Genomic DNA, 23,426 nt, shown 5'->3' with positions numbered 1-23,426 from the left:
TTATGACCACTTATTCTCGTTCCGGCCAATTATCCAATAAATACTTAGCGCTTATCGGTTTTGCCTGTCTTTATGCTGCTACTGTCGCGTCTATTTCAATGGGCCCCATGGATATCGATCTCACTCAGAGTATTAACGCGCTTTTGCCTAAATCATTACAGCAAGTTGCTATTCCTGATCATATTGCGCTCGTTATTCAGCAAATCCGTTTACCACGCACCCTGCTCGCGATAACCGTTGGTGCGATCCTGGCGTTATGTGGCACGGTGATGCAAGGGTTATTTCGTAATTCATTAGCTGATCCGGGCATTATTGGCGTTTCTTCAGGGGCATCATTAGGAGCTGCGATTGCCATTGTCTTATTTGGTTCACTTTCTCAAAGCTACCCTCAGTTACTGCTGTTGGGTACGGTGCCTGTTTTCTCTTTTTTAGGCGGAGCGTTAACCACCATCATTGTTTATAAGTTAGGCACGAGCGCACAGGGTACCTCCGTTACTATGATGTTGCTTGCTGGCGTTGCCATTGGTGCATTAGCCGGTGCTGGTTTAGGTCTGATGAATTACTACGCCGATGATCAAGCGCTGCGTGATCTTTCCTTATGGACAATGGGATCACTGGCAGGCGCAACATGGCAAGGGATCATGCTTTCGTTGGTGACTTTGATTGTATTAGGTGGGTTATTTTATCGAGATGCCGATCGTCTTAATGCATTGTTACTGGGTGAATCTGAAGCAAAACATATGGGCATTCGTGTGCAATCTTTAAAACGCCGCTTGATCCTACTGACCGCGGCTGGTGTTGGGGTCACGGTCTCACTGGCAGGCATGATTGGCTTTGTTGGCTTAATCGTTCCACATATTGGTCGTATGCTGATTGGTCCAAACCACCAGCGCTTAATCCCCTTATCCATGCTCATTGGCGCATTACTGCTACTGATTGCCGATATGATAGCGCGGACCATTGTTGCACCACTTGATATGCCCGTTGGTATTATTACTGCTTTAATCGGCGCTCCTTTCTTTATGTGGTTATTGATTAAACAAAAAGGACAACTATAGTGACTTGTCATCCTGCTATCACCTTAGAAAACATTAGCTTAACCTTAGGTGATAAGACCATATTAAATAACGTGTCGACCCATTTTAACTCTGGTCAATTAACCGCATTGCTCGGTCCAAATGGGACAGGCAAAAGTAGCCTATTAAAAATTATCACTCAGGAGTGGAAATCACCACAAGGAAAAGTCTTCTATTATCAAAGACCGGCTAGTGAGTGGGCGCCTGAAGTGCTGGCTCGTCATCTCGGCGTACTGCCCCAATCAAGTAGCCTAAGCTTTAACTTCAAAGTGCGAGAGGTGGTGGAATTAGGGGGAATACCATTAAGCATCAATAAGGCAAACTTAGAAGAGGTTGCTCGCGAGAATATGGCGTTGACCGATGTCAGTCATCTTACTTTGCGCCGCTACCCTAGCCTATCGGGTGGTGAGAAACAGCGTGTACATTTAGCCAGAGTGATGACTCAATTAGCTCAATGTGGTCAGCAATGTATTTTACTGCTTGATGAACCTACTTCAGCGCTGGATCTTTCTCATCAACATAAAACATTAGCTCTCGCTAAAAAGCGTGCTGAGGAAGGGGCTAGCGTCATTATTGTTTTGCACGACTTAAACCTTGCAGCCCAATATGCCGATCGCTTAGTGATGCTTAATCAAGGGAATATCATTGCTGATGGCACGCCTTGGGAGGTCTTAACACCGGAACTGATTAGCTCGGTTTATGATTGGCAAGCGCAAGTGATCCCTCATCCAAGCAAAGATTTTCCCATGGTGGTCAGCTAGTCTCCCCTGCTAGTTCTAATGCTTTAACTCATCTAACCATTACTTATGAAAACCAGATAATGTGGGTGCGGTGGTAGCTGCGCAGCACCTGCATTATGGCTAGATAAAGTCACAATAATAAAATGGTCATCAATCAAATCGCATCAATGATATAATCCCGCTAATTGTTTTATTACTACAGCGATACCTTTTCTATGCTCGACATTTCTAATTCCGTCTCCTTGCAAAGCTGGGAAATCCAACTCACAGCCATTCGAGCTCAAGGAGCAGGTGGTCAAAATGTCAATAAAGTGTCTAGTGCTATCCATTTACGTTTTGATATCACGCATTCTACCCTGCCTGATTTTTATAAAGAGCGACTACTCAAACTCAATGATCATCGCATCACAAAAGAAGGCATTATTGTTATTAAAGCTCAGCAATACCGCACTCAAGAGCAAAATCGTGAAGATGCCTTACTGCGCTTAAAAGAACTCATTTTATCTGCGACCAAAGTTGAGAAAGCACGTCGAGCAACTAAACCAAGTCGCTCAGCAAAACGAAAACGCATGGATAAAAAGACCCAACGTGGCGCGACCAAATCGTTACGTGGTCGTGTTGTATAAATATCTATTGAATCAATTCAATCTATTTATTTGCTCAATGTCTCGTTTATTAACAAAATAACTTACTATTGAATAAAGATTTAGTGGTAGTATTGAGCCAATTAGTCGGGGAGCCTAGTGCTGAGATCACAGATATTGTGAACCCGTTGAACCTGATTCAGTTAACACTGACGTAGGGAACTAGTCGCCTCACTATACCCATTTTACGCTATTTATTTAGTGCGTATTCTAGTGTCGCTTTTGTTCCTATGCGTTAGTAAAGGGATAAATATGACAACTCAAACACCTGCGACATCTCATCACATTACAACTCCTATTGTCCTGACCATTGCTGGCTCTGACAGTGGCGGCGGTGCAGGTATTCAAGCCGATATCAAAGCGATCTCAGCTACCGGTGGCTATGCATGCTCTGTGATTACTGCGTTAACGGCACAAAATACTCAAGGCGTCAGCGGTATTTTATCTATTTCACCTGAGTTTGTTGAGCAACAACTTGATGCGGTATTTACCGATCTGAATGTGGTTGCGGTTAAAATCGGTATGCTCAGTGATACCAACATCATTGCCGCGGTTGCCAATAAAATTCGCCAATATAAGCCAAAGCACCTTGTTATTGACCCTGTTATGGTCGCAACCAGTGGTGACTTATTGCTTAAGTCTAATGCTATTCAAAGCCTCAAAAACCATCTACTGCCTTTAGCCGATATCATCACGCCAAACTTACCAGAAGCGGCAGCATTAACTCAGCGTCCATTACCAGAAAGTGAGGCGGATATGGAAGCAATGATCAGTGAACTTAGAGAGTTAGGTGCACAGTCTGTGTTATTAAAAGGCGGACATTTAGAGCAAGATGAAAACAGTACAGATTTGCTTATTTTGGCTGATAGCGTAGAGCGCTTATCGGTAAAACGTGTGCACACCAATAACACCCATGGTACTGGCTGTACTCTTTCATCGGCTATCGCTTCATTCTTAGCGCAAGGCAATGACTTATTCGATGCTGTCGTGAAAGGGAAAACCTATATCTCAGAGGCCATCGCTCATGCCGATGAACTCAATATCGGTTCTGGTCATGGCCCTGTTCACCACTTCTATGCGACTCAATCAGCGAAAAGTTAATCGATATGACGAATACAACCTTATCAAAAGCCTTGATTGGGATTGATATTAAACAAGCATCGCTGCAATACAATGACAGCAATGCTTGTACATTATCAAATATCAATATGCACTTTCCTGCTGGTCAATGGACCGCAATTTTAGGTAAGAGTGGCTGTGGTAAAACATCATTGCTGCGTTACTTAGCGGGTTTACTTGATGAGCAAGTGACTTGGCAAGGATCACTCACAAGCAGCGATAATGGCTCTATCCGTGATCGAATTGCTTATATGGCGCAGCAAGATCTATTAATGCCTTGGCTCAATATTATCGATAATGTTTGCTTTAGCCTCAACTTTAAAGCGGGCAAAGGGAATACAGATCATCAGGAAAATGCCTTACAGCTGCTCGATCTTGTTGGCTTAAAAGATCAGGCTCTTAGCTTTCCTCATCAACTTTCTGGCGGCATGCGTCAACGAGTCGCACTGGCAAGGACCTTAATGCAAGATCAACCCATTGTATTAATGGATGAACCTTTCTCTGCGCTCGATGCGGTAACTCGTCATCGCCTGCAAAACTTAGCGGCTAAAGTCTTGGTGAATAAAACAGTGCTTTTGATCACTCACGATCCACAAGAAGCATTACGTTTAAGCCAGCAGATTTATATCATGCAAGGAAAGCCTGCCAATGCGGTAGCTTTACCTGTGCCAAGTTCTTCAATTCCACGTACTATCGATGCCGAATTGGCAGATCTTCAACAGAAGATCTTAACCACACTGGAAGCGGATTATGAATAACTCTGAAACGACCACACCACCAATAGCAACGATGGCGCAACCGGTGCAGGCAACATCTGGGTTAAAGCAAGGGATGCAGTCATTATTTCGTATCCTTGTCAGTGCCGCGATCATTTTAGGTCTTTGGCAAACTATTGTCGTGATATTCGAGCTGCCGCCGTTTATTTTGCCGACGCCTGGTGCTGTTTTAAACAAGTTGATCCTACGTCATGATGTGTTACTGGCGCACTCTTGGGTAACGGGACAAGAGATCATTTTAGGCTTACTACTCGGTCTATCAATGGGTTTGATGTTTGCCTTGCAAATGCTGCTCTTTGAACCATTACGACGCTGGCTGCTACCTATCCTTATTGCTAGCCAAGCGATCCCTGTCTTTGCCATTGCGCCTATTTTAATGCTTTGGTTAGGCTATGGCATCACTTCAAAAGTGGTCATGGCGGCACTGATTATCTTCTTCCCTGTGACCACTTGCTGCTACGACGGTCTACGTAATACACCAGCGGGGTATGTTGATCTAGCCAAGACAATGGGGGCGAATAAATGGCAAATGCTACGTGATGTTCGCCTCCCTGCGGCACTACCAGCCCTCGCTTCAGGTATACGTGTTGCTGTGGTGGTTGCGCCTATTGGTGCCGTGGTTGGTGAATGGGTAGGCTCAAGTGAAGGACTTGGCTATTTAATGCTACAAACCAATGCACGCATGATGATTGATGAGATGTTTGCCGCTCTATTTATTCTTGCCGCTCTCTCTATCAGCCTCTATTTTATCGCTGACAAGTTAATTCGTTATGCGATCCCTTGGCAACACGACAGTCAGTAACGGATAACCTATCGCTGATTGTCGATAAACTTAACCATCGTTATCCATTTTATTTTTAATTTAATTGATACCCTTAAAAGGAATTTGTGATGATAACCGCTTCAATGAAAAAACGTTGTATTACAACCGCACTTGCTCTACTCACCTCTTTGTCGGCTACGGTTACCTATGCCAAAGAGAAAGACATGACTTTGATGCTTGATTGGTTTGTGAATCCAAATCATGGTCCGATTATTATTGCTGAAAAAAATGGCTACTTTAAAGACCAGGGGCTGAACGTCAAAATTCAAGAGCCAGCGGATCCAACCGTTCCAGCTAAACTGGTTGCTGCGGGTAGTGTTGATATGGCCGTTTCTTACCAAGGCGCACTCACCATTGATGTCGCGGCAGGTTTACCACTGATCCGCTCTGCAACGCTAATTTCTACACCGCTGAACACACTGACCGTATTAGAAAAAAGTGGGATTAAAACACTACAAGATTTCGACGGTAAGAAAATCGGTACAACAGGTGGCGAAGATAACACGATCAAAACAATGCTAAAAAATGCGGGCGTTGATGTGGATACGGTACAAATTGTTAATGTCGGTTGGGCGCTGTCTTCATCCCTCGCTTCAGGTCAAGTTGATGGTATTTGGGGTGGGATGCGTAACTTTGAAACGAACCAATTAGAACTTGAAGGGTTTAAGCCACATGACTTTTTCCCAGAAGAGCATGGACTTCCTTCGTATGATGAACTCGTTTTTGTTGCCAATGCGAATAAATACGATGCTGAAACAATCAAAATGTTCAACGCATCATTAGAACTTGCCACGCAATTTATTGTTAATCACCCGGAAAAAGCATGGGATGTGTTTGTCTCTTATGCACCAGATACTTTGGACAATGAATTAAACCGCCGTGCTTGGCTTGATACGTTAACTCGTTTTGCTTTACGTCCTTCTGCCGTTGACTTGAACCGTTATGACCGCTTCTCGGAGTTTATGTTCGAGCAAGGACTCATCAAGGTACTGCCAAAAGCACAAGACTTTGTTCCAACGCTTTAAGCCTAACGATACACCCTATCCATCTATTTAATCCCCTACTTACTTTGCCAGAGCGCTAAGGTAAAGCGCTTAGGCAGAGTGAGTATTTTAAGAGAATTTAACGATGAACTATCAAGATCTTATTCAAGCATGCCATTCAGATTGGATCGAGTACACAGAACACGAATTTGTGAATACCTTAGCAGAAGGGACATTAGCACAACCGGCTTATATCCATTACCTGAAACAAGATTTTCTCTTTTTAAAACAGTATGCACGTGCTTATGCGCTGGCAATTTATAAGTCAACTTCGCTAGAAGATATGCGCTATGCCTTGCCAAGTTTATATGCCTTACTGGATTCAGAAATTTCCCACCATGTGAGTTACTGTAAGCAGTGGGGAATGAGTGAATTAGATATGGAAAAGGAACCGGAAGCCTTTGGTACTGTTGCCTACACCCGTTATGTTTTAGATACAGGGATGACTGGTGACTTAGTCGACTTGTATGCCGCTCTTGCACCTTGTGCGATTGGTTATGCCGTTATTGGCAAAAACCTCAGTGCTAGCAATAATACGCGATTAGAAGGCAATCCATATCAAAGCTGGATTGAAATGTACGCTGATGAGGAATACCAATCTCATGTAGCGAAAGGCATTGATCACCTTGATACCCTACTCGCTGATATTGAACTTGATAGCCCACGTGGACGTCGATTATGTGAGATCTTTAAAACCGCAACACGCATGGAAGTTGCGTTTTGGCAACAAGGTTTAGATGCTGCGTAGTCTGTGAACGATGAGATATAAAAAAGCAGCCAGCGATATAATATCACTGGCTGCTTTTTTTATTTCTCAGTGCTTATCAAATAAACACTTACCATTTTTTCATTAATCGTCCAACCAGGCTTGGATGATAAGACCAACAGTGATCAAACATGGACATTAAATCTGGATTGCCATATTTTGATAAACCAACAGCGTGAAAGCGGTTTTTATTCTGCTTTAAATCTGCCACTTTATTGAGCATTTCATCAGACTGCCGAGGAGCAATAAAATCAGAAAGTACCACTAAGTCTGCATTTTTATATTTATCCGTCAGCATTAAATCAATCGACTTGATCAATACTGGCTCAAAATCTGTTCCACCATGGAAGCTGTAACTCAAAAAATCACTGGCTTCACGCAGACCATCTTGACGTGTTAGTTCGTAGGTAATTTGCTCTGTTGAAAATAGAATCACAAAACAATCACGCTCTTCTGCTAACGCAATCTGCATTAATGCATACGCCATCGCCTTTGCACACTGCTCTGGAAAACCTGCCATAGAGCCTGATGCATCAATACAAACAATGAACGGACCTTTCTCCACATCAACTTGTTGAGAATCTGGCGTGTAGGCTTTAACCCTACGCAACGTTCTCGACTTACCTTGTGTGCGGTAGTTCATTAAACGCTTATCAACTAAGTGTTTATAAAAGATAACTTCAAGTTCAGGATAAGCCAAAAACATGGTTTCATTGGGTAATAACTTATTCAGGTCATCCCCTTCATGAATACCAACAATGTCATCTGTCGCTTCATCACTGACCTCTTCAACTAGCTGAAGCTCTTCTTTTGGTGCCTTATTCAAATCAGGATCATTGACTTCACCTGCCATACGACCTAGCTTTTCCGCAATTTCTTGCAATCCTTTATTTTTCATTAAAAAGGTCGCGTGGTTTTGCATAACCGTTAGATCGGTTTTACTCAGTTTAGTCGAAGCCATATCCCATAAGCGACCAATGCTACTTTCATCGCCAGACTCCGCAACTTTCTCCATACTGCGCATCGTTTCCATGCGCTGATAAAGTTCGGCTAAAACTTTTTCTTTGTTAGCTTCTAATTCTGACAGTTGTGCTTGTTTAATCGCATCGGTTAAGCTTACATACCACTGCTCACAGAAATAGTGAGGGAACATCGGATTATCGATACCCTTATTTTTTTCAAGTAACCGCTTGGCTTGTAGGTAAAATGTTGAGTGCCACTCGAGTTTTTTCACCACTTGAGAGATCTCGGCAAAAAACGTTACTTCATTCCAATGAATAACCTCTTGATACAGAGCAAGTTCCTGTTGGAATCGTTCTGTTTCCGTCACCCTAGTCATACGATGTTTAACGCTATTATGCCATTTAGCAAGATGATTTTTGACTGAGCTCTTTACTCCTGGGTTCTCTACTGCGACCATGACCTGTGAGCGAGCTAACAGGTCATTCACGGCAGTTTCAACCATACCTGAATCTGCCACCATCATGGCTAAATTAAGACTATCGGGACCTAGCATGCTGCTCCTTATGCAAAGTATTGGTTGAGAAGCTTAATTCTCATCGCTATTCTATCACTTTCTGACTTAGTCACTTCCAACAAATGCGTAACAGCTTGTAAGCTTGATTCCATCGCATGAGGTAAAGATTGCTCAATAAAGTTATGTGGTAATGCAGCATGAAAGTTTGAGCGTACTTGTATTAAGTGGTGTGAAGCATGATTTAATTGTGTCAATGCTTGATCCGCTTTACCTAACCACTCTTGGTAAAGGCTGTCACTTAACCCAGCCTGGGTCACCAAACTGACCAGTACTGCTCGATTAGCAATATCTTTAATAATCAACTGATTTGATGCGTTAACATCTAAGCGCAAGCGGCATAAGTTAGTATTTTGATTCACATATCCGTAAACGTCACCACTGCCCTCTCTAATCACTCGATCTAGCTCGTCTTTTGGCAAATACACCCAACGACTGTCACCTTTCTCCGATTCGGATACCGATAAGTTGCTCTGTAATAGAACCAGCTTAACGAGATTGCTTGCAGCGCCGACACGATAATATTTTGCTTGTGACGTATCATATTGGAAGACATCTTTACGGCGTAGCCCTGTTAAAGACTCCATTGATAACAGCATGCTAAATTCAGATTCTAGCTCTTCTTGAACATCGATAAGATCGTCTTTGCACTGTTGTATCTGCTGCTCGACTTGGCGCTGATCAAAGGCATGGTTAAGGGCAAAATCTTTTACAACTTGACGAACAATGTCGCGTGAATCTGGGCTGTTCCACAAACAGTCTTGCAGTAACAAGATATCTAATGGATTAATCTCATCGCGCCCATTAAAAAAGGCACTCGCTTTTAATAATTTCACCGCTTTTTTCCAACGGCGATCTGAAACGTACATGTCAGTATCAGCAATGCTAATACCTTGAGACTCGGCAGCCTCTTCTAACATGGTTTTTAGCTTAAACAGTTTTTCAAAACCATCATCACTGAGTGTCAGCTTATCCAGCTCTTGTTGCCACAAATGATACTCTTGATCTGTGATAGCCAGACCTTGTGGAATTTTTGCCTCTTGAGAGGTGCCTACCGTCAGCATCGATTTGAAATTTTGCTTATCTTGAATACGGTTGACAAAAACACGGACCAACATGCGGTCAAATAATGCATCTAAGCCACTATCTTCATCTGGAAGTTCATTCGAAGCTGAGACCAAAAGACGCATAGGCACACGCTCAATATCACTACCATTTTTAAAGGTTTTTTCATTCACTACTGTTAGAAGAGTATTAAGAATAGCGGGTCCTGCTTTCCAAATTTCATCTAAAAAAACCACTTGCGCGGTAGGTAAGTAACCTTTGGTCAAACGAACATAGCGCCCATTATCTTTCAATTCTTGAATACTTAAAGGACCAAAAACCTCTTCAGGTGTAGAGAAGCGAGTCATTAAATATTCAAAATAACTACTATTATCAAAGGCTTGAATTAGCCTCTTTGCAATTAAACTTTTTGCTATTCCTGGAGGACCAAGTAAAAAAACACTCTCACCGGCTAATGCCGCAAGCAAGCACAACTTGATGGTTTCTTCACGTTCGTATACGCCATCAGAGAGTGCTGTTGCTAGTTTGGTAATCCGTTCAGAAAGTAACGCCTTATCTCCATGAGATGCAATTGGTTGGGGGGGCATCGCGATACTCCTAAAAAATCAATGCTATTATATTAGACCTAAACCCATACAAATGTTATAGGTATGTTACATTATTCATTTACATAGGGGGCTATGGTTATAACAGATTTAAGCTTTCATGTATTGATAGTAATCATAGTTTCCGATTTTGCGATGTCTATCACTGTTATCTCAATAAATATAAACTAGTCGCTTCTATTTATCTTTTGTTCAAATATGATTAGGGTTATTGTGCTAATAATGCTTCCTTTCATGAAGACCACCGACCAATATGGCGATAAACAATGCATAAAGTGATCCATAAATGGAAATCCATCTCTCTTATTGAAGAAAGCGTACGGCTTCCTAATCATCAAGACATTGTGCATACCACGATTCACCATCCTGGCGCTGCAGTGATCCTACCTATTACCGACTCAGGGGATATTGTATTAATTAATCAATACCGACCTTCTTTAAAAAAATGGTTAGTTGAACTTCCTGCTGGCACCATGGAAGTGCAAGAGTCGCCTGCTGACTGTGCATATAGAGAGTTAGAAGAAGAAACGGGTTACAGTTGTAATGAATTGATTCCATTGGGGCAACTCACCCCTCTTGCCGGTTTTTGTGATGAGATCCAATATCTATTTGTCGCCAAGCAACTTAACTATACTGCGCAACTGGCTTGCGACGAGGATGAGGTGATTGAGGTAATAACCCTATCGGTTGCTGAGTTAGAAATGATGATCCGCAATGACCAAATATCAGATACAAAAACTATTGCTTGCCTATCAAAAGCAAAGTTATGTGGCTATCTCGATGTGAATTAAATGACAAGCTACACCACTACCTACGAGTAACAATGGTGTAGCTAGGCTGGCTTTATTGGATGATTAGCTTTCGATGCCTGCTAGATTAAGCAAGATAGCTTCCAAGTCATCCCATGGCATCAGTTGTGAATCGATCACTTCAATGCGCGATTCAAACCCTTCTAAACTCATCTCATTGACAGAAACAACGCCACCAGCAACATTAAATGCAAAACAGCCTTTCTCTGTATTCACAACCGCTTTGGTACGCTCTGCGGTTAACGATGAAAATAATGAAAATAGTGTATCAAAGTCAAAGTTGTACTCTGCGCCAAATAACCAACCACAGCTAAAGTGCCCTTGTCCGCGATTTTCTTTACGTACAAAAGCGTCACCTGGTGCCAATTGGAACTGTGGCTCTTGATGCGCATGCTCATGATGGTGAGACTCTATGCGCGATGATGAGCCGTGATCAATTCTGTCTATATCTAAAGTCTCTAAAGGTAACTGACCCTTTTCAACAAGTTGACTGAATACTTTCTTTGGCTCTTGGCAAGCCACCCAATCATTGAAAGCTTCTACATCACCTATTGAACATTGATCGGCTTTGTTACCAATAACCACATCAGCAGTCGCTAATTGATCAATGAAGTTTTGATTCAGGGCGTATTTGTCATTGCGAAGATTACGCGGATCAACAAGAGAAATCGTGGCTTTTAAATCAACATAATCAATATACTGGCTAGAAATTAAGGTTGCTATTACCTGCTTAGGGTGACCTAGACCTGTTGGTTCAATCAGTAATCTATCTGGTTTTTGACGTAATAGTGCGGTAATTCCCACTGACATAGGCACACCGGCTGTACAACACATGCATCCACCAGGTACTTCTTTTATCATCGCACCTTGATCGGTCATCAAAGCACCATCAATACCTATTTCACCAAACTCATTGACAAGTACAGCCCATTTTTCATTCGCAGGCTTGTTTTTCAGCAGGTTTAAAATAGTTGTCGTTTTACCTACCCCTAAAAAGCCAGTGATAATATTGGTTGGTATTTTATGCGTCATAAATTTTCTCTCCGTTCATTTTGCCAGATTATACAAGAGGCAACGAGTTTCAGGTAATAGATTCATGCTACCAATTGTGTGATCTAAGTACATTTACGAAAAATATAGAAAACAAAATATTTGATCTCCGCACGAAATCTGCCTTTTAGTGTGTGATCAAAGAGACACATTTTAACGACAGGTCTTTTTTTAACCTCAATAGTGCCTAATATATTTAACAATTCATATAATATGACAATATAACAAACAGAAACATAAAGGGACTACGAAATGAAAAAACACCTTGTTCTTGCTGGGTCTATCTTACTCGCTCTGCCTACTGTTGCTCTAGCTGATGTTGTAAATAATGGGGTTTCATACCCTGTACCAGCAGACAAATTTGACATGCGCAATTGGAAAATTACGATTCCTTCAGATATCAATCAAGACGGTCGTGTTGATGAAATTGAAGGGGTAGCCATGCTGAGTTATTCGCATGAGGATTTTTTCTTCTTGAATGAAGATGGTCATATGGTTTTTGAAGTACATAACCAAGCCGTTACAACCAAAAACTCGAAAAATGCTCGTACAGAATTACGTGAAATGCCACGTGGTGCTAAGTTTCATATCGATACCGCTGACAAGCTAAATCAGTGGGCACTTTCAAGTCACCCACAAGCAGATGAGTACAGCCGAGTAGGTGGCACATTAGAAGCGACGCTTAAAGTTGACCATGTACCAATGCACTCAAAGTTCTCAGAGCGCCCACCCGCTCACTCAGTGGTTGTTGGTCAAATTCATGCGAAAAAGCATGATGAAGTCATTAAAGCTAAAACTGGGTATGGTCATGGTAATGAGCCAATCAAAATTTTCTACAAAAAACTGCCAGGTCATGAGTACGGTTCAGTATTTTGGAACTACGAGCGTAACCTAGAAAAGAACGATCCGAAACGTATTGATATCTCGATTCCTGTCTGGGGTAATACTTGGGAGAACTTAGAAGAACCAGGTAAAGCGGGTCTTGCTTTAGGTGAAGAGTTCAGCTACAAAATTGACGTTCAAGGCACAATGATGCACTTAACGTTTGAAACTGCACGTCATAAAAAAGTAACTTACGAAATTGATCTAAGCAAAGGCTACGATGCAGAAGATTTCGCAAAAGGTTATGCTGAGGATGATTTCTACTTCAAAGCAGGTGCTTACGGACAATGTAGTGTCAGTGATAAGCATGAGGTTTGGGGGACTGGATGTGCAGGTACTGGTGACTTTGCTGTTGATAAGAAAGACGGCAACTACAGCAGCGTAACGTTCAGTGAATTAAAGTTGAATGGTCAATAAGCGCTGATGGATAAGCCATTCTCTGGCAAGTTATCAAAAATTAATGGCTAAAAAAGAATAAAAGGCGTACTTGTCTGTAGTACGCCTTAAACCTCGTGACTCAATCGTGAGTTTGCGAATCAGGATATTAATCACACCCTGAACATTATACGAGGATTTGTAATTTATCTTTCGATTCCGTCCAAATTGTATGTAAAACTTCATATTCCTCCATGGTAAGTCCATTTATGTTGCTTTACCCTTTAAATATGGCTCATATCCTGAATAACGCAAGTAAAAATAGCATTAAAAAAATTAATCCACTCATTTACCATTTATGGAATTGAACTTTCCAGCTTTATTACTATAGTTTTAAAATTGAGCCTTTATAATGTAAGTTATTATTTTGCTTACCCTAAAAGATATCTCGGAGTTTACCTTCCATGAGTAAAAGAAAGAAAATTAACCTGATATCTCTTGCGAAATTACCTCGGGATGCAGTTAATATATTTCTTTCACGAGACAATACGCCGGTTTCTGTACTTGTTCTTTCCTGCATTATTGGCATTCTTGCTGGCTTTGTTGCTACTTATTTCGATATCGCGGTTCACTTTGTATCAGAAACCAGAACCGAATGGCTAAAAACTGAAATTGCCCATATTCTTCCTTTATGGGTTATCGCTTTTATCATTAGTGCTGCCTTAGCTTTTATTGGCTACCTCTTAGTTCACCATTTCGCACCAGAAGCGTCTGGGTCTGGTATCCCTGAAATTGAAGGAGCAATGGAAAACATTCGCCCTGTACGCTGGTGGCGAGTATTACCCGTTAAATTTTTAGGTGGTATGGGAGCTCTCGGCTCAGGAATGGTGCTCGGTCGTGAAGGACCAACCGTTCAAATGGGCGGAAGTATTGGTCGTATGATAACGGATATTTTTCGTGTGAAAGATGATGATAGCCGCCATTCATTGCTTGCTTGTGGCGCTGCTGGGGGGTTAGCTGCTGCTTTTAATGCACCATTAGCCGCAATTATGTTTGTTGTAGAAGAGATGCGACCTCAATTTCGTTATAGCCTAATCTCTATCAAAGCGGTTATTATTTCCTCTATCTCTGCAAATATTGTTTTTCGCTATATTAATGGTCAAGATGCCGTTATTACAATGCCTCAATATAAACCACCTGAATTAGAACACCTTTGGTTATTTTTATTGCTCGGTGTTTTGTTTGGTTTAATTGGAGTGCTTTTTAATAAATTAATCACCTTATCTCAAGATATATTTGTGATACTACATAAAAATGAAAGACGTCGCTATTTATTAATAGGAAGCTTACTTGGTGGGTGTTTTGGCTTATTACTCTTATATATTCCAGAATTAACCGGAGGAGGTACTGAAATAATCCCGAATATTACCAATGGTAATTATAGCCTTAATGTTTTAATACTATTGTTTATTGGCCGCTTTATAACAACTTTACTGTGTTTTGGCTCAGGAGCTCCAGGTGGTGTGTTTGCACCAATGTTAGCCTTAGGTACTTTATTTGGCTATGCTTTTGGTTTATCTGCTGATGTGTTATTTCCAACTTACTCCATTGAGCCTGGTGTTTTTGCTATTGCTGGGATGGGGGCATTATTTGCCGCAACAGTCAGAGCGCCTATCACTGGTATTTTACTCGTGATAGAAATGACCAACAATTACTACCTTATTTTGCCATTAATTATTACTAGCCTTGGTGCTGTTATACTTGCACAAGCACTTGGTGGTCAACCTATTTACAGCCAGTTATTACATCGTACTTTAAAAAATGATAAACTCCGCCAACAGGACCTACCTAAAGACTCACAACAATAGTGACTAATGATTCCTCATATTCATACTTTCGTATCATTTACTCTTTAAAAGTATCAATTTCACTAATATTACTCGCTTATTTGTAATACAATTACCACGCTATTAAAAATTGATACATAAAGAATCATGATCGGAGATAAAGAGTGAACTGGAAACGACTAACTCAAGTACATAATGTCCCCCCTTCTCAAGCGTCTTTAGCGCTGGGTGTTATCGGCTTAGGTCAAGCATGGGCGCTTTATATGCCAGTCGTTGGTATTCCTCTTCAACCTTTTGCCGCTTTTTTGGGCGCACTGCTATTATTGCCAGTTTTACTTAAATACTTAACGAGCCCGCGCACATTTATCAATGATCTTAAGCACCCTCTACGTGGTAGTTTAATGGCGCCAATGAGTATGGCCCTTTTGGTTTTATGCGATTATCTCGCCATTATTTTACCTACTATCACCTACCCTATTTGGTTTGTTGCCTTACTACTTCACATTACAATGATGATGCTTTTTTTCATTTTTCAGCTACGAAACTTTAAAATGTCGAATATTGTCCCAAGCTGGTTTTTATACCCTGTTGGTGTGATTAGTAGTTCATTAGCGGGCAGTCACTTTGGTCATACGGTTTTCTCTGAAACGTTGGCGAACATGTGCATTGGTATCTACTTTTTTCTTCTACCTGTTGTGTTATATCGCTTAGTGTTTGAAGGGCGTCTGCCAAGACCTGCAAGACCCACTTTGGCGATAATGGCTGCACCTGTTAACTTAACGCTTGCCGTCTATTTGGTTAATTTTCCACAGCCAGACCCGATCTTAACAGGTGCTTTAGCTGGTATTGCAATCACGATGACTCTACTGATTTATCTCTGTTATGTAAGACTAACTCGCTTAAAGTTTCAGCCATCAATTGCAGCGATAACCTTCCCTTCGGTTATCAGCTCTATTGCTATGTTTCGCTTAACCGATTTCTTTGAAAAAGAGCACCCTCACTGGTACTGGTTACATAATTTTGGTGTCCTTGAACTTATGATTGCCACAGGCTTGGTGATATGGGTATGTGTCGGTTATATCAAAATATATTGGCCTGAATTATTCTGTCGTAAAAAAGTGGCTCAGTACTGATATAACAAAGCCAAAACTATTAAGATAAAAGTGACTCAAACAGAAATAACAGCGACAAAAAAAGCCCTTATCAAATGAAGGGCTTTTCTATATATACTTTTATCTTTATTTATACCAATTAGCGTAATCCATGCAAGAATTCATGGCGGGTTGCTGGTATCGATTTAAATATCCCACCTAACGCTGTTGTTGTCGTTTCACTCGTTGCATCCATGACACCTCGAGATTTCACACAGTAGTGAACGGCATCAATGGTAACCGCGACATCCTCGGTTTCTAATAAGGTTTGTAACGCGACAAGAATTTGCTGCGTCATTCGCTCTTGTACTTGTGGTCGCTGAGCAAAGAATCGCACGATACGATTAATTTTAGACAGACCTATAATTTTTCCGCGTGGGATATAAGCGACAGCAGCTTTGCCATCAATTGTCACTAAGTGATGCTCGCAAGTACTGGTTACCGTGATATCTTTCACGCGCACCATTTCACTTACTGACATTTTATTTTCAATCACTGTGATTTTAGGGAAGTTGTTGTAATCTAGACCAGAAAAGACCTCATCCACATACATTTTAGCAACGCGTCTTGGTGTCTCTTCCAAGCTATCATCCGTAAGGTCTAACTCCAGCAGTGATAAAATTTCACGCATATGGTGCTCTATCTTTGCTTTCTTATCATCTCTCGTCGCATTATTTGCACGCATTGGTGTTTCCAGCCCACGACTTGATAGCGCATCTTTTACTACCTTTGCTGATTCGCTAAGACCTAACATTGATATCCCTCTTAAATAGCCCCTTACAGATAATGGCTAAGGATACTCGCAAATTTGAAGAATTACACCCATATTTTAGCTTGCTACATTATTGCCAAAGTGAATTTTATGCTAAAGTGCGCAAATATTGATATTCTTAAAGGACCACAAAATGGGATGCTGTGACACACCAGGTTTAATGCCAATTGAAGACGCTTTAGATAAGATGCTCTCGCGTATTCAACCCATTCAAACTACCGAACAGTTACCGCTCGAAAAAGCGCTCGGTTTTGTATTGGCAGAGGATTTACTCTCGCCTATTTTTGTACCTCCTTTCGATAACTCAGCAATGGATGGTTATGCTATCCGTTTAAACTGTTTCAATAACTCTTCTACATTACCGCTTGCAGGTAAGTCTTTTGCCGGACAACCTTTTGAAGGTGATTGGCCTCTAGGTACTTGCATTCGCATCATGACCGGCGCAAAAATTCCAACCGGATGTGACGCTGTTATCATGCAAGAAAACACGACGGTTACCGAGCAAGGTATCCATATCCAACAAACTGATATCACGGCACAAAACAATATCCGCCCACTTGGTGACGATATAAAGCAAGGCGATATTGTACTTCGTAAAGGGGCGCGCCTCACTCCTCGTGATATCCCAATGATTGCTTCTCTTGGCATTAGTCATGTTTCAATTATACGTAAGCCAAAAGTGGCTTTTTTCTCTACTGGTGATGAATTAAAAGCCCTTGGTGAACCGTTAGCTGAAGGTCAAATCTACGATAGTAACCGCTATGGTATTCAACCACTAATAGAAGCTTTTGGCTGTGAATCTATTGATTTAGGTATTATCCCTGATTGCCCTGAACAACTCAAAGCGACGTTTGAACAAGCGCAAGATCTCGCTGATGTTGTTGTTACATCCGGTGGTGTTAGCGTGGGTGAAGCCGATTACACTAAAGATATATTAGAAGAATTAGGTGAAATTGGTTTTTGGAAATTAGCCATCAAACCTGGTAAACCTTTTGCTTTTGGCGCGTTAGATAAAGCTTGGTTCTGTGGCTTACCTGGCAACCCTGTTTCTGCTATGTTGACAATGTATGTTCTCGTTCAACCGATGCTCGCTAAACTATCAGGAAATACTGAATGGCAAGCGCAGCCATCCATTCCTGCGATAACCAAAACTGCCTTCAAAAAGGCTCCAGGTCGCACGGATTTCCAACGTGGTGTTTATACCTTAAACCATGATGGTCAATTTGAAGTAGAAACAACGGGCAATCAAAGCTCTGGTGCGTTCCGCTCTATGAGCTTAGCCAACTGTTTCGTGGTACTAGAAAAAGATCGAGGACGTGTTGAAGTTGGTGAAACCGTTCACATTCAACTTTTTAATGCCACATTATATTAGGGCTTTGTATGCTAACTAATAATGAGCAACTCACTGATAGTGAAATGTTACGCTACAACCGTCAGATAATTTTAAAGCAATTTGACTTTGATGGACAAGAAGCTTTAAAGCGCAGTTCTATTCTAATTTTAGGCGCTGGTGGTTTGGGATGTGCAGCCTCGCAATACCTTGCAACTGCTGGTGTAGGTAAGCTAACCATTATTGATGATGATGTTGTTGAGCTTTCAAACCTACAACGACAAGTTTTACATAATGATGCCGATATCGGTAAGCGAAAAGTTGACTCTGCGGCGCAATCATTACGTCAACTGAATCCGCATATTGAAGTTAATACCGTTGCTCAAAGATTAGATGATGCGACTTTGCTCGATCTTATCAGCAATCACTCATTAGTGCTAGATGGCAGTGATAATGTTGAAACTCGCAACCAACTTAATCGTTTATGCTTTCAAACTAAAACACCATTAGTTTCAGGCGCTGCGATTCGAATGGAAGGGCAAATCAGTGTCTTTACATACCAAGACAATAGTGCACCTTGCTATCAATGCTTAAGCGCATTATTTGGTGCTGGGACGCTCTCTTGTGTTGAAGCAGGAATTTTATCACCAGTTGTGGGAATTATCGGTGCAACACAGGCTTTAGAAGCGATCAAAGTATTAAGTGATATGGGGAGTAGCAAAGAAGGTAAACTGCTAATGTTTGATGCACTGAGTTTAACTTGGAGAGAACTCAAACTCTCCAAATTAGCCAATTGCCCAGTTTGTAGCAAGTAAGCCTTTAAAATCGAACCACCTATCGTTCACTCTCAGTACAGCAGCATAGATTATTGAGAGTGATCGCTATCTTCTTCTTGCGCTGTTTCAACAAGAAGTTGCTGATCTAAGTTCAGTACAGTTAATGCATTACTCACACTCGTTGCTATCACATCAATTACGCCAGTACGCAACGCGCCTAACAGCGCCAAAGGCTTCGAGTTTTCAGCTGCAATTGCGATAACTTCAGCAATGGGACGAAACTCTTCGATACCTAAACCGATGATCCTATCACTCATTACGGTATCAGCTGTTTTTCCTTTGATATCAAAAAAATCATAACCAGCAAAGTCCCCAACAACTCCTTGATGTAATCGAGACTGTACAACTTCATCTGGCGTGAACCAGCCAAGATCAACCATATAACTATTTTCACTCATATCACCAACCCCCACTAATGCAACATCCGCTTTTCGGGCTAAGTCTAAGGTTTGCTTAACTGTGCTATTTTGCATAAATGCCATTTTTTGAGCTTTATTTTCAGCATAAGCCGGTGCATAGAGTGTTTCCGATGAACCACCATATTTCTTAGCCAATTGACGACAGATATGATCAGCATTAAACATCCCTCCACGTGGGTGGATGCCGCCAATACCACAGACAAACTTGCAATCCTTCGGTGTGATCACGCCGGTATAATGTGCTACCGATGACACATTTCTACCTTGCCCAACGGTCACAACCATGCCATTTTTTAATGTACGAGTTAAATAATTGGAAACTAAACCTGCTAGTTGATTTCGCTGCAGATCTTCTGTTGGCTGATCTAATGCTATAAGCGCTCGTTTCACGCCAAATCGTTCGATAAGACGTTGCTCTATTTTGGCACTAAAAACTGGGTGGTATTTCACCGTAATTTCAACAATACCTTCATCACGTGCTTGCTTAAGCATCCTTCCAACTTTGGCACGAGAGATAGCAAACTTTTTCGATATATCTTCCTGTGTTGCACCATCTTGATAATAAGCAACCGCAATCTCTGTCAATATGTCTGTACTTTCAACTGCTGTTTCCGATAGATTTATCGCCATTTTCTCTCCTACAATACGATATAGACAATAATAGATTCATTAATTAAAGCTCGTAAAGCTCATTAGCCGAACAACTCACACCTGAACATTTGCTCCATAGTGATACATTTGCGCATTATTTATTTTATCCTGATTTATAAAATAAATAAAAAAATAATCTGCAAATATAGCTAAATTTTGCTTTTACGTGAGGCGGATTGGAAATACATAATCTTATTAATTAAATACCAGATTATGTAATTGACTTTATTGCTATATCGGACAAATATGACTACATCATTTACTCATCAATTGATCAAATGCTCGATGCAAATATTCAATTGGTAATTTTTATTTTGTCCGCTACGTTTTGTAACTAGTGAATGAACTAGATTCGTAGTTGACTTGCTTTCAAGTGCCTGAGTGCTTACCACCAAAATCAGTGGTTTAAGTTAACGTTAAGAAATAGGATGATCGATATGAGCAATAAATTAGAGCAACTTCGCAAACTGACTACTGTTGTTGCCGATACGGGTGATATTGAGGCGATAAGCAAATATACGCCTGAAGATGCAACAACTAACCCTTCTCTCATTCTTAAAGCTGCTCAAATCGCTGAGTATGCACCTTTGATTAATGCCTCTATTGAATATGCAAAATCTCAAAGTGATGATAAAGCACAACAAGTTCAAGATACTTGCGACATGCTTAACGTTAATATCGGTAAAGAAATCCTTAAAGTGGTTCCTGGACGTATCTCAACAGAGGTAGATGCTCGACTCTCTTATGACTTAGAAGGTAGCGTGGCAAAAGCCCGTCAACTTATCAAAATGTATAACGATGCTGGTATCACTAATGACCGCATTCTTATCAAACTTGCCTCAACTTGGGAAGGCATCCGCGCTGCTGAGATTCTAGAAAAAGAAGGAATTAACTGTAACTTGACGCTTCTTTTCTCATTCGCACAAGCTCGTGCATGTGCTGAAGCAGGCGTATTCCTTATTTCTCCTTTTGTTGGTCGCATCATGGACTGGTATAAAGCAAAAGAAGGGCGTGATTTTACCGCTCAAGAGGACCCAGGTGTCATCTCTGTTTCTCACATTTACAATTACTACAAAGAGCATGGATACAAGACGGTCGTAATGGGTGCTAGCTTCCGTAACATTGGTGAAATTCTTGAGCTTGCTGGTTGTGATCGCCTGACTATCGCGCCGCAACTGCTTGCTGAGCTAGAAACGGCTGAAGGTGATGTGATTGAAAAGCTTGTTGACTCTAATGGTGACAAAGCTCGCCCAGCGCCAATGACTCACGCTGAATTCTTATGGGATCACAACCAAGATCCTATGGCAGTTGAAAAACTAGCTGAAGGTATTCGTAACTTTGCCGTTGACCAAGGCAAACTTGAAGACATGATTATGGCGAAGCTATAACACAGAACATATTTCAGAGGGGAGCTAATTGGTTCCCCTCTCTTTATTTGAATTTTATTTTTATCTTTAACCTGTACGGTGATTAATATGGATCGTAAACATCTCGCTAATGCTATTCGTGCTCTAAGCATGGATGGTGTACAACAAGCTAACTCTGGTCACCCTGGTGCTCCTATGGGTATGGCTGATATCGCTGAAGTTCTTTGGCGCTCTCACTTGAACCACAATCCATCAAACCCTAGCTGGGCAGATCGCGATCGTTTTATCTTGTCAAACGGTCACGGTTCAATGCTGATTTACTCTCTACTCCATTTATCGGGTTATGAACTCTCAATTGAAGACCTTAAGAACTTTCGTCAATTGCATTCAAAAACACCAGGTCACCCAGAATATGGCTACGCACCAGGTATTGAAACAACAACGGGCCCATTAGGTCAAGGGATTACCAATGCGGTTGGTATGGCGATGGCCGAAAAATCCTTAGCAGCTCAGTTCAATAAAGAAGGTCATGACATTGTCGACCATTTCACTTATGCCTTTATGGGTGATGGTTGTTTGATGGAAGGTATCTCTCATGAAGCTTGTTCATTAGCGGGTACTTTAGGGCTTGGTAAACTGATCGCTTTCTGGGATGACAATGGTATTTCGATTGACGGTGAAGTTGAAGGTTGGTTCTCTGACGATACGCCTAAGCGCTTTGAAGCTTATGGATGGCACGTAATTCCAGCGGTTGATGGTCATAACTCTGATGCAATCAATACCGCTATCATCGCAGCAAAAGCCGATCCTCGTCCGACTCTAATTTGTACGAAAACAGTGATTGGTTTTGGTTCTCCAAATAAATCGGGTACACATGACTGTCATGGTGCACCTTTAGGCGCTGAAGAAATTGCAGCAACGCGTAAACAATTAGCTTGGGAGCATGGTCCTTTTGAAATTCCGTCGGAAATCTACTCACAATGGGATGCGAAAGAAACAGGCGCAGCTAAGGAAGCAGCGTGGAACAAGAAATTTTCATCTTATGAAGCAAAACACCCCGAGTTGGCAGCTGAATACAAGCGTCGTGTAAATGGTGAACTACCAGCTCAGTGGGAAGAAAAAGCATCAGCAATTATTGCCGATCTTCAAGCTAACCCTGCGAACATCGCATCACGTAAAGCATCACAAAATGCACTAGAATCTTTTGGTGCAATGCTCCCTGAGTTTATGGGCGGCTCTGCTGACCTTGCCCCTTCAAACTTAACCATGTGGTCGGGTTCTCAATCTCTAACTGCTGAGGATTTCTCTGGTAACTACATTCACTACGGTGTACGTGAATTTGGTATGACAGCAATCATGAACGGTATCGCACTACACGGTGGTTTCGTACCATACGGTGCAACCTTCCTAATGTTCATGGAATACGCTCGTAATGCTATGCGTATGGCTGCCCTGATGAAAGTTCAGAACATTCAGGTATACACGCATGACTCTATCGGCCTAGGCGAAGATGGTCCAACTCACCAACCGGTTGAGCAGATCGCATCTCTACGTCTAACACCGAACATGAGCACATGGCGTCCATGTGACCAAGTTGAATCAGCAGTATCTTGGAAGCTAGCCATCGAGCGTAAAGATGGTCCTTCGGCACTTATCTTCTCTCGTCAAAACCTAGCACAGCAAGATCGTGATGCAGAGCAAGTTGCTAACATCGCTAAGGGTGGTTACATCCTGAAAGATTGTGCA

21 protein-coding genes and 1 riboswitch are annotated in these 23,426 nt (G+C 41.6%); of the genes, 16 read left to right on the top strand and 5 right to left on the bottom strand.

The window, feature by feature from the left end; all coding sequences use genetic code 11:
- The first annotated feature begins 2 nt into the window (after positions 1–2).
- The 8 genes from BCU68_RS16655 to tenA all read left to right on the top strand — a co-directional run bounded on the left by BCU68_RS16655 (position 3) and on the right by tenA (position 6,969).
- Positions 3–1,058 (top strand): iron ABC transporter permease, encoded by a 1,056-nt coding sequence (locus tag BCU68_RS16655; RefSeq protein ID WP_102565851.1) that lies wholly within the window; start codon positions 3–5, stop codon positions 1,056–1,058.
- Positions 1,058–1,837, top strand: a complete 780-nt coding sequence (locus BCU68_RS16650) for a heme ABC transporter ATP-binding protein (RefSeq protein WP_241901398.1) — start codon at positions 1,058–1,060, stop codon at positions 1,835–1,837. Before BCU68_RS16655 ends, BCU68_RS16650 begins: the two co-directional genes overlap by 1 nt.
- Positions 1,838–2,031: 194 nt before the next feature.
- Positions 2,032–2,442, top strand: coding sequence for an alternative ribosome rescue aminoacyl-tRNA hydrolase ArfB (gene arfB, locus BCU68_RS16645; protein WP_102565849.1), 411 nt, complete (start codon positions 2,032–2,034; stop codon positions 2,440–2,442).
- Positions 2,443–2,538: 96 nt separating this feature from the next.
- Positions 2,539–2,638: riboswitch (TPP riboswitch) on the top strand.
- A gap of 74 nt (positions 2,639–2,712) precedes the next feature.
- Entirely contained in the window at positions 2,713–3,561 is an 849-nt protein-coding gene (gene thiD / locus BCU68_RS16640; protein WP_102565848.1) for a bifunctional hydroxymethylpyrimidine kinase/phosphomethylpyrimidine kinase, read from the top strand.
- Positions 3,562–3,566: 5 nt separating this feature from the next.
- A complete protein-coding gene (locus BCU68_RS16635) occupies positions 3,567–4,337 on the top strand; it encodes an ABC transporter ATP-binding protein (protein ID WP_102565847.1) in 771 nt (256 codons plus the stop codon).
- 31 nt (positions 4,338–4,368) lie between these two features.
- Entirely contained in the window at positions 4,369–5,157 is a 789-nt protein-coding gene (locus BCU68_RS16630; RefSeq protein WP_102565886.1) for an ABC transporter permease, read from the top strand.
- A 104-nt stretch (positions 5,158–5,261) separates the two neighbouring features.
- Complete coding sequence (locus BCU68_RS16625) at positions 5,262–6,203, top strand: ABC transporter substrate-binding protein (RefSeq protein ID WP_102565885.1); 942 nt, start codon at positions 5,262–5,264, stop codon at positions 6,201–6,203.
- A 103-nt stretch (positions 6,204–6,306) separates the two neighbouring features.
- Complete coding sequence (tenA, locus tag BCU68_RS16620; protein ID WP_102565846.1) at positions 6,307–6,969, top strand: thiaminase II; 663 nt, start codon at positions 6,307–6,309, stop codon at positions 6,967–6,969.
- An 88-nt stretch (positions 6,970–7,057) separates the two neighbouring features.
- Here the strand turns inward: tenA and viaA are convergent, their stop codons facing one another.
- Together viaA and BCU68_RS16610 are read right to left on the bottom strand one after the other, a co-directional pair.
- Positions 7,058–8,503 (bottom strand): ATPase RavA stimulator ViaA, encoded by a 1,446-nt coding sequence (gene viaA, locus BCU68_RS16615; RefSeq protein ID WP_102565845.1) that lies wholly within the window; start codon positions 8,501–8,503, stop codon positions 7,058–7,060.
- 8 nt (positions 8,504–8,511) lie between these two features.
- A complete protein-coding gene (locus BCU68_RS16610; RefSeq protein ID WP_102565844.1) occupies positions 8,512–10,173 on the bottom strand; it encodes an ATPase RavA domain-containing protein in 1,662 nt (553 codons plus the stop codon).
- 284 nt (positions 10,174–10,457) lie between these two features.
- Here BCU68_RS16610 and BCU68_RS16605 point away from each other — a divergent pair, with 284 nt between their 5' ends.
- On the top strand, positions 10,458–10,982 hold the full coding sequence (locus tag BCU68_RS16605) for an NUDIX hydrolase (RefSeq protein ID WP_102565843.1): 525 nt from the start codon (positions 10,458–10,460) through the stop codon (positions 10,980–10,982).
- A 63-nt stretch (positions 10,983–11,045) separates the two neighbouring features.
- Here the strand turns inward: BCU68_RS16605 and BCU68_RS16600 are convergent, their stop codons facing one another.
- Positions 11,046–12,032 carry a GTP-binding protein gene (locus BCU68_RS16600; RefSeq protein ID WP_102565842.1) on the bottom strand — a complete coding sequence of 329 codons (987 nt, stop codon included), beginning with the start codon at positions 12,030–12,032 and terminating at the stop codon, positions 11,046–11,048.
- Positions 12,033–12,302: 270 nt separating this feature from the next.
- On the opposite strand from BCU68_RS16600, the gene BCU68_RS16595 reads away from it, so the two are divergent.
- The 3 genes from BCU68_RS16595 (at position 12,303) to BCU68_RS16585 (ending at position 16,287) form a co-directional block, all read left to right on the top strand.
- Positions 12,303–13,349, top strand: coding sequence for a polysaccharide lyase family 7 protein (locus BCU68_RS16595; protein WP_102565841.1), 1,047 nt, complete (start codon positions 12,303–12,305; stop codon positions 13,347–13,349).
- Positions 13,350–13,771: 422 nt separating this feature from the next.
- Positions 13,772–15,175 (top strand): H(+)/Cl(-) exchange transporter ClcA, encoded by a 1,404-nt coding sequence (gene clcA / locus BCU68_RS16590; protein ID WP_102565840.1) that lies wholly within the window; start codon positions 13,772–13,774, stop codon positions 15,173–15,175.
- Between the two features lie 143 nt (positions 15,176–15,318).
- Positions 15,319–16,287 carry a TDT family transporter gene (locus BCU68_RS16585; RefSeq protein WP_102565839.1) on the top strand — a complete coding sequence of 323 codons (969 nt, stop codon included), beginning with the start codon at positions 15,319–15,321 and terminating at the stop codon, positions 16,285–16,287.
- Positions 16,288–16,405: 118 nt separating this feature from the next.
- Here BCU68_RS16585 and folE read toward each other — a convergent pair whose 3' ends face one another.
- Positions 16,406–17,059: a GTP cyclohydrolase I FolE gene (gene folE / locus BCU68_RS16580; RefSeq protein WP_102565838.1), complete on the bottom strand. Its 654-nt coding sequence runs from the start codon at positions 17,057–17,059 to the stop codon at positions 16,406–16,408.
- Positions 17,060–17,210: 151 nt separating this feature from the next.
- Here folE and moeA point away from each other — a divergent pair, with 151 nt between their 5' ends.
- Together moeA and moeB are read left to right on the top strand one after the other, a co-directional pair.
- The gene (gene moeA / locus BCU68_RS16575) at positions 17,211–18,449 is read left to right on the top strand and encodes a molybdopterin molybdotransferase MoeA (RefSeq protein ID WP_102565837.1); all 1,239 of its coding nucleotides are present in this window, start codon (positions 17,211–17,213) and stop codon (positions 18,447–18,449) included.
- Positions 18,450–18,457: 8 nt separating this feature from the next.
- Positions 18,458–19,222: a molybdopterin-synthase adenylyltransferase MoeB gene (gene moeB / locus BCU68_RS16570; RefSeq protein WP_102565836.1), complete on the top strand. Its 765-nt coding sequence runs from the start codon at positions 18,458–18,460 to the stop codon at positions 19,220–19,222.
- 50 nt (positions 19,223–19,272) lie between these two features.
- On the opposite strand, the gene BCU68_RS16565 is transcribed toward moeB, so the two are convergent.
- Positions 19,273–20,292 carry a sugar-binding transcriptional regulator gene (locus tag BCU68_RS16565; RefSeq protein ID WP_102565835.1) on the bottom strand — a complete coding sequence of 340 codons (1,020 nt, stop codon included), beginning with the start codon at positions 20,290–20,292 and terminating at the stop codon, positions 19,273–19,275.
- Between the two features lie 458 nt (positions 20,293–20,750).
- On the opposite strand from BCU68_RS16565, the gene tal reads away from it, so the two are divergent.
- On the top strand, positions 20,751–21,701 hold the full coding sequence (tal, locus tag BCU68_RS16560; protein WP_102565884.1) for a transaldolase: 951 nt from the start codon (positions 20,751–20,753) through the stop codon (positions 21,699–21,701).
- Between the two features lie 87 nt (positions 21,702–21,788).
- Positions 21,789–23,426, top strand: a 1,638-nt coding sequence (tkt, locus tag BCU68_RS16555) for a transketolase (RefSeq protein ID WP_102565834.1), incomplete at its 3' end; no start/stop codon positions are given.

The organism is Vibrio sp. 10N.286.49.B3 (assembly GCF_002873395.1).
GTDB lineage: Bacteria > Pseudomonadota > Gammaproteobacteria > Enterobacterales > Vibrionaceae > Vibrio.
Note: the sequence above shows the minus strand (reverse complement) of the source record. Positions and strands in the feature narration are given on the sequence as shown.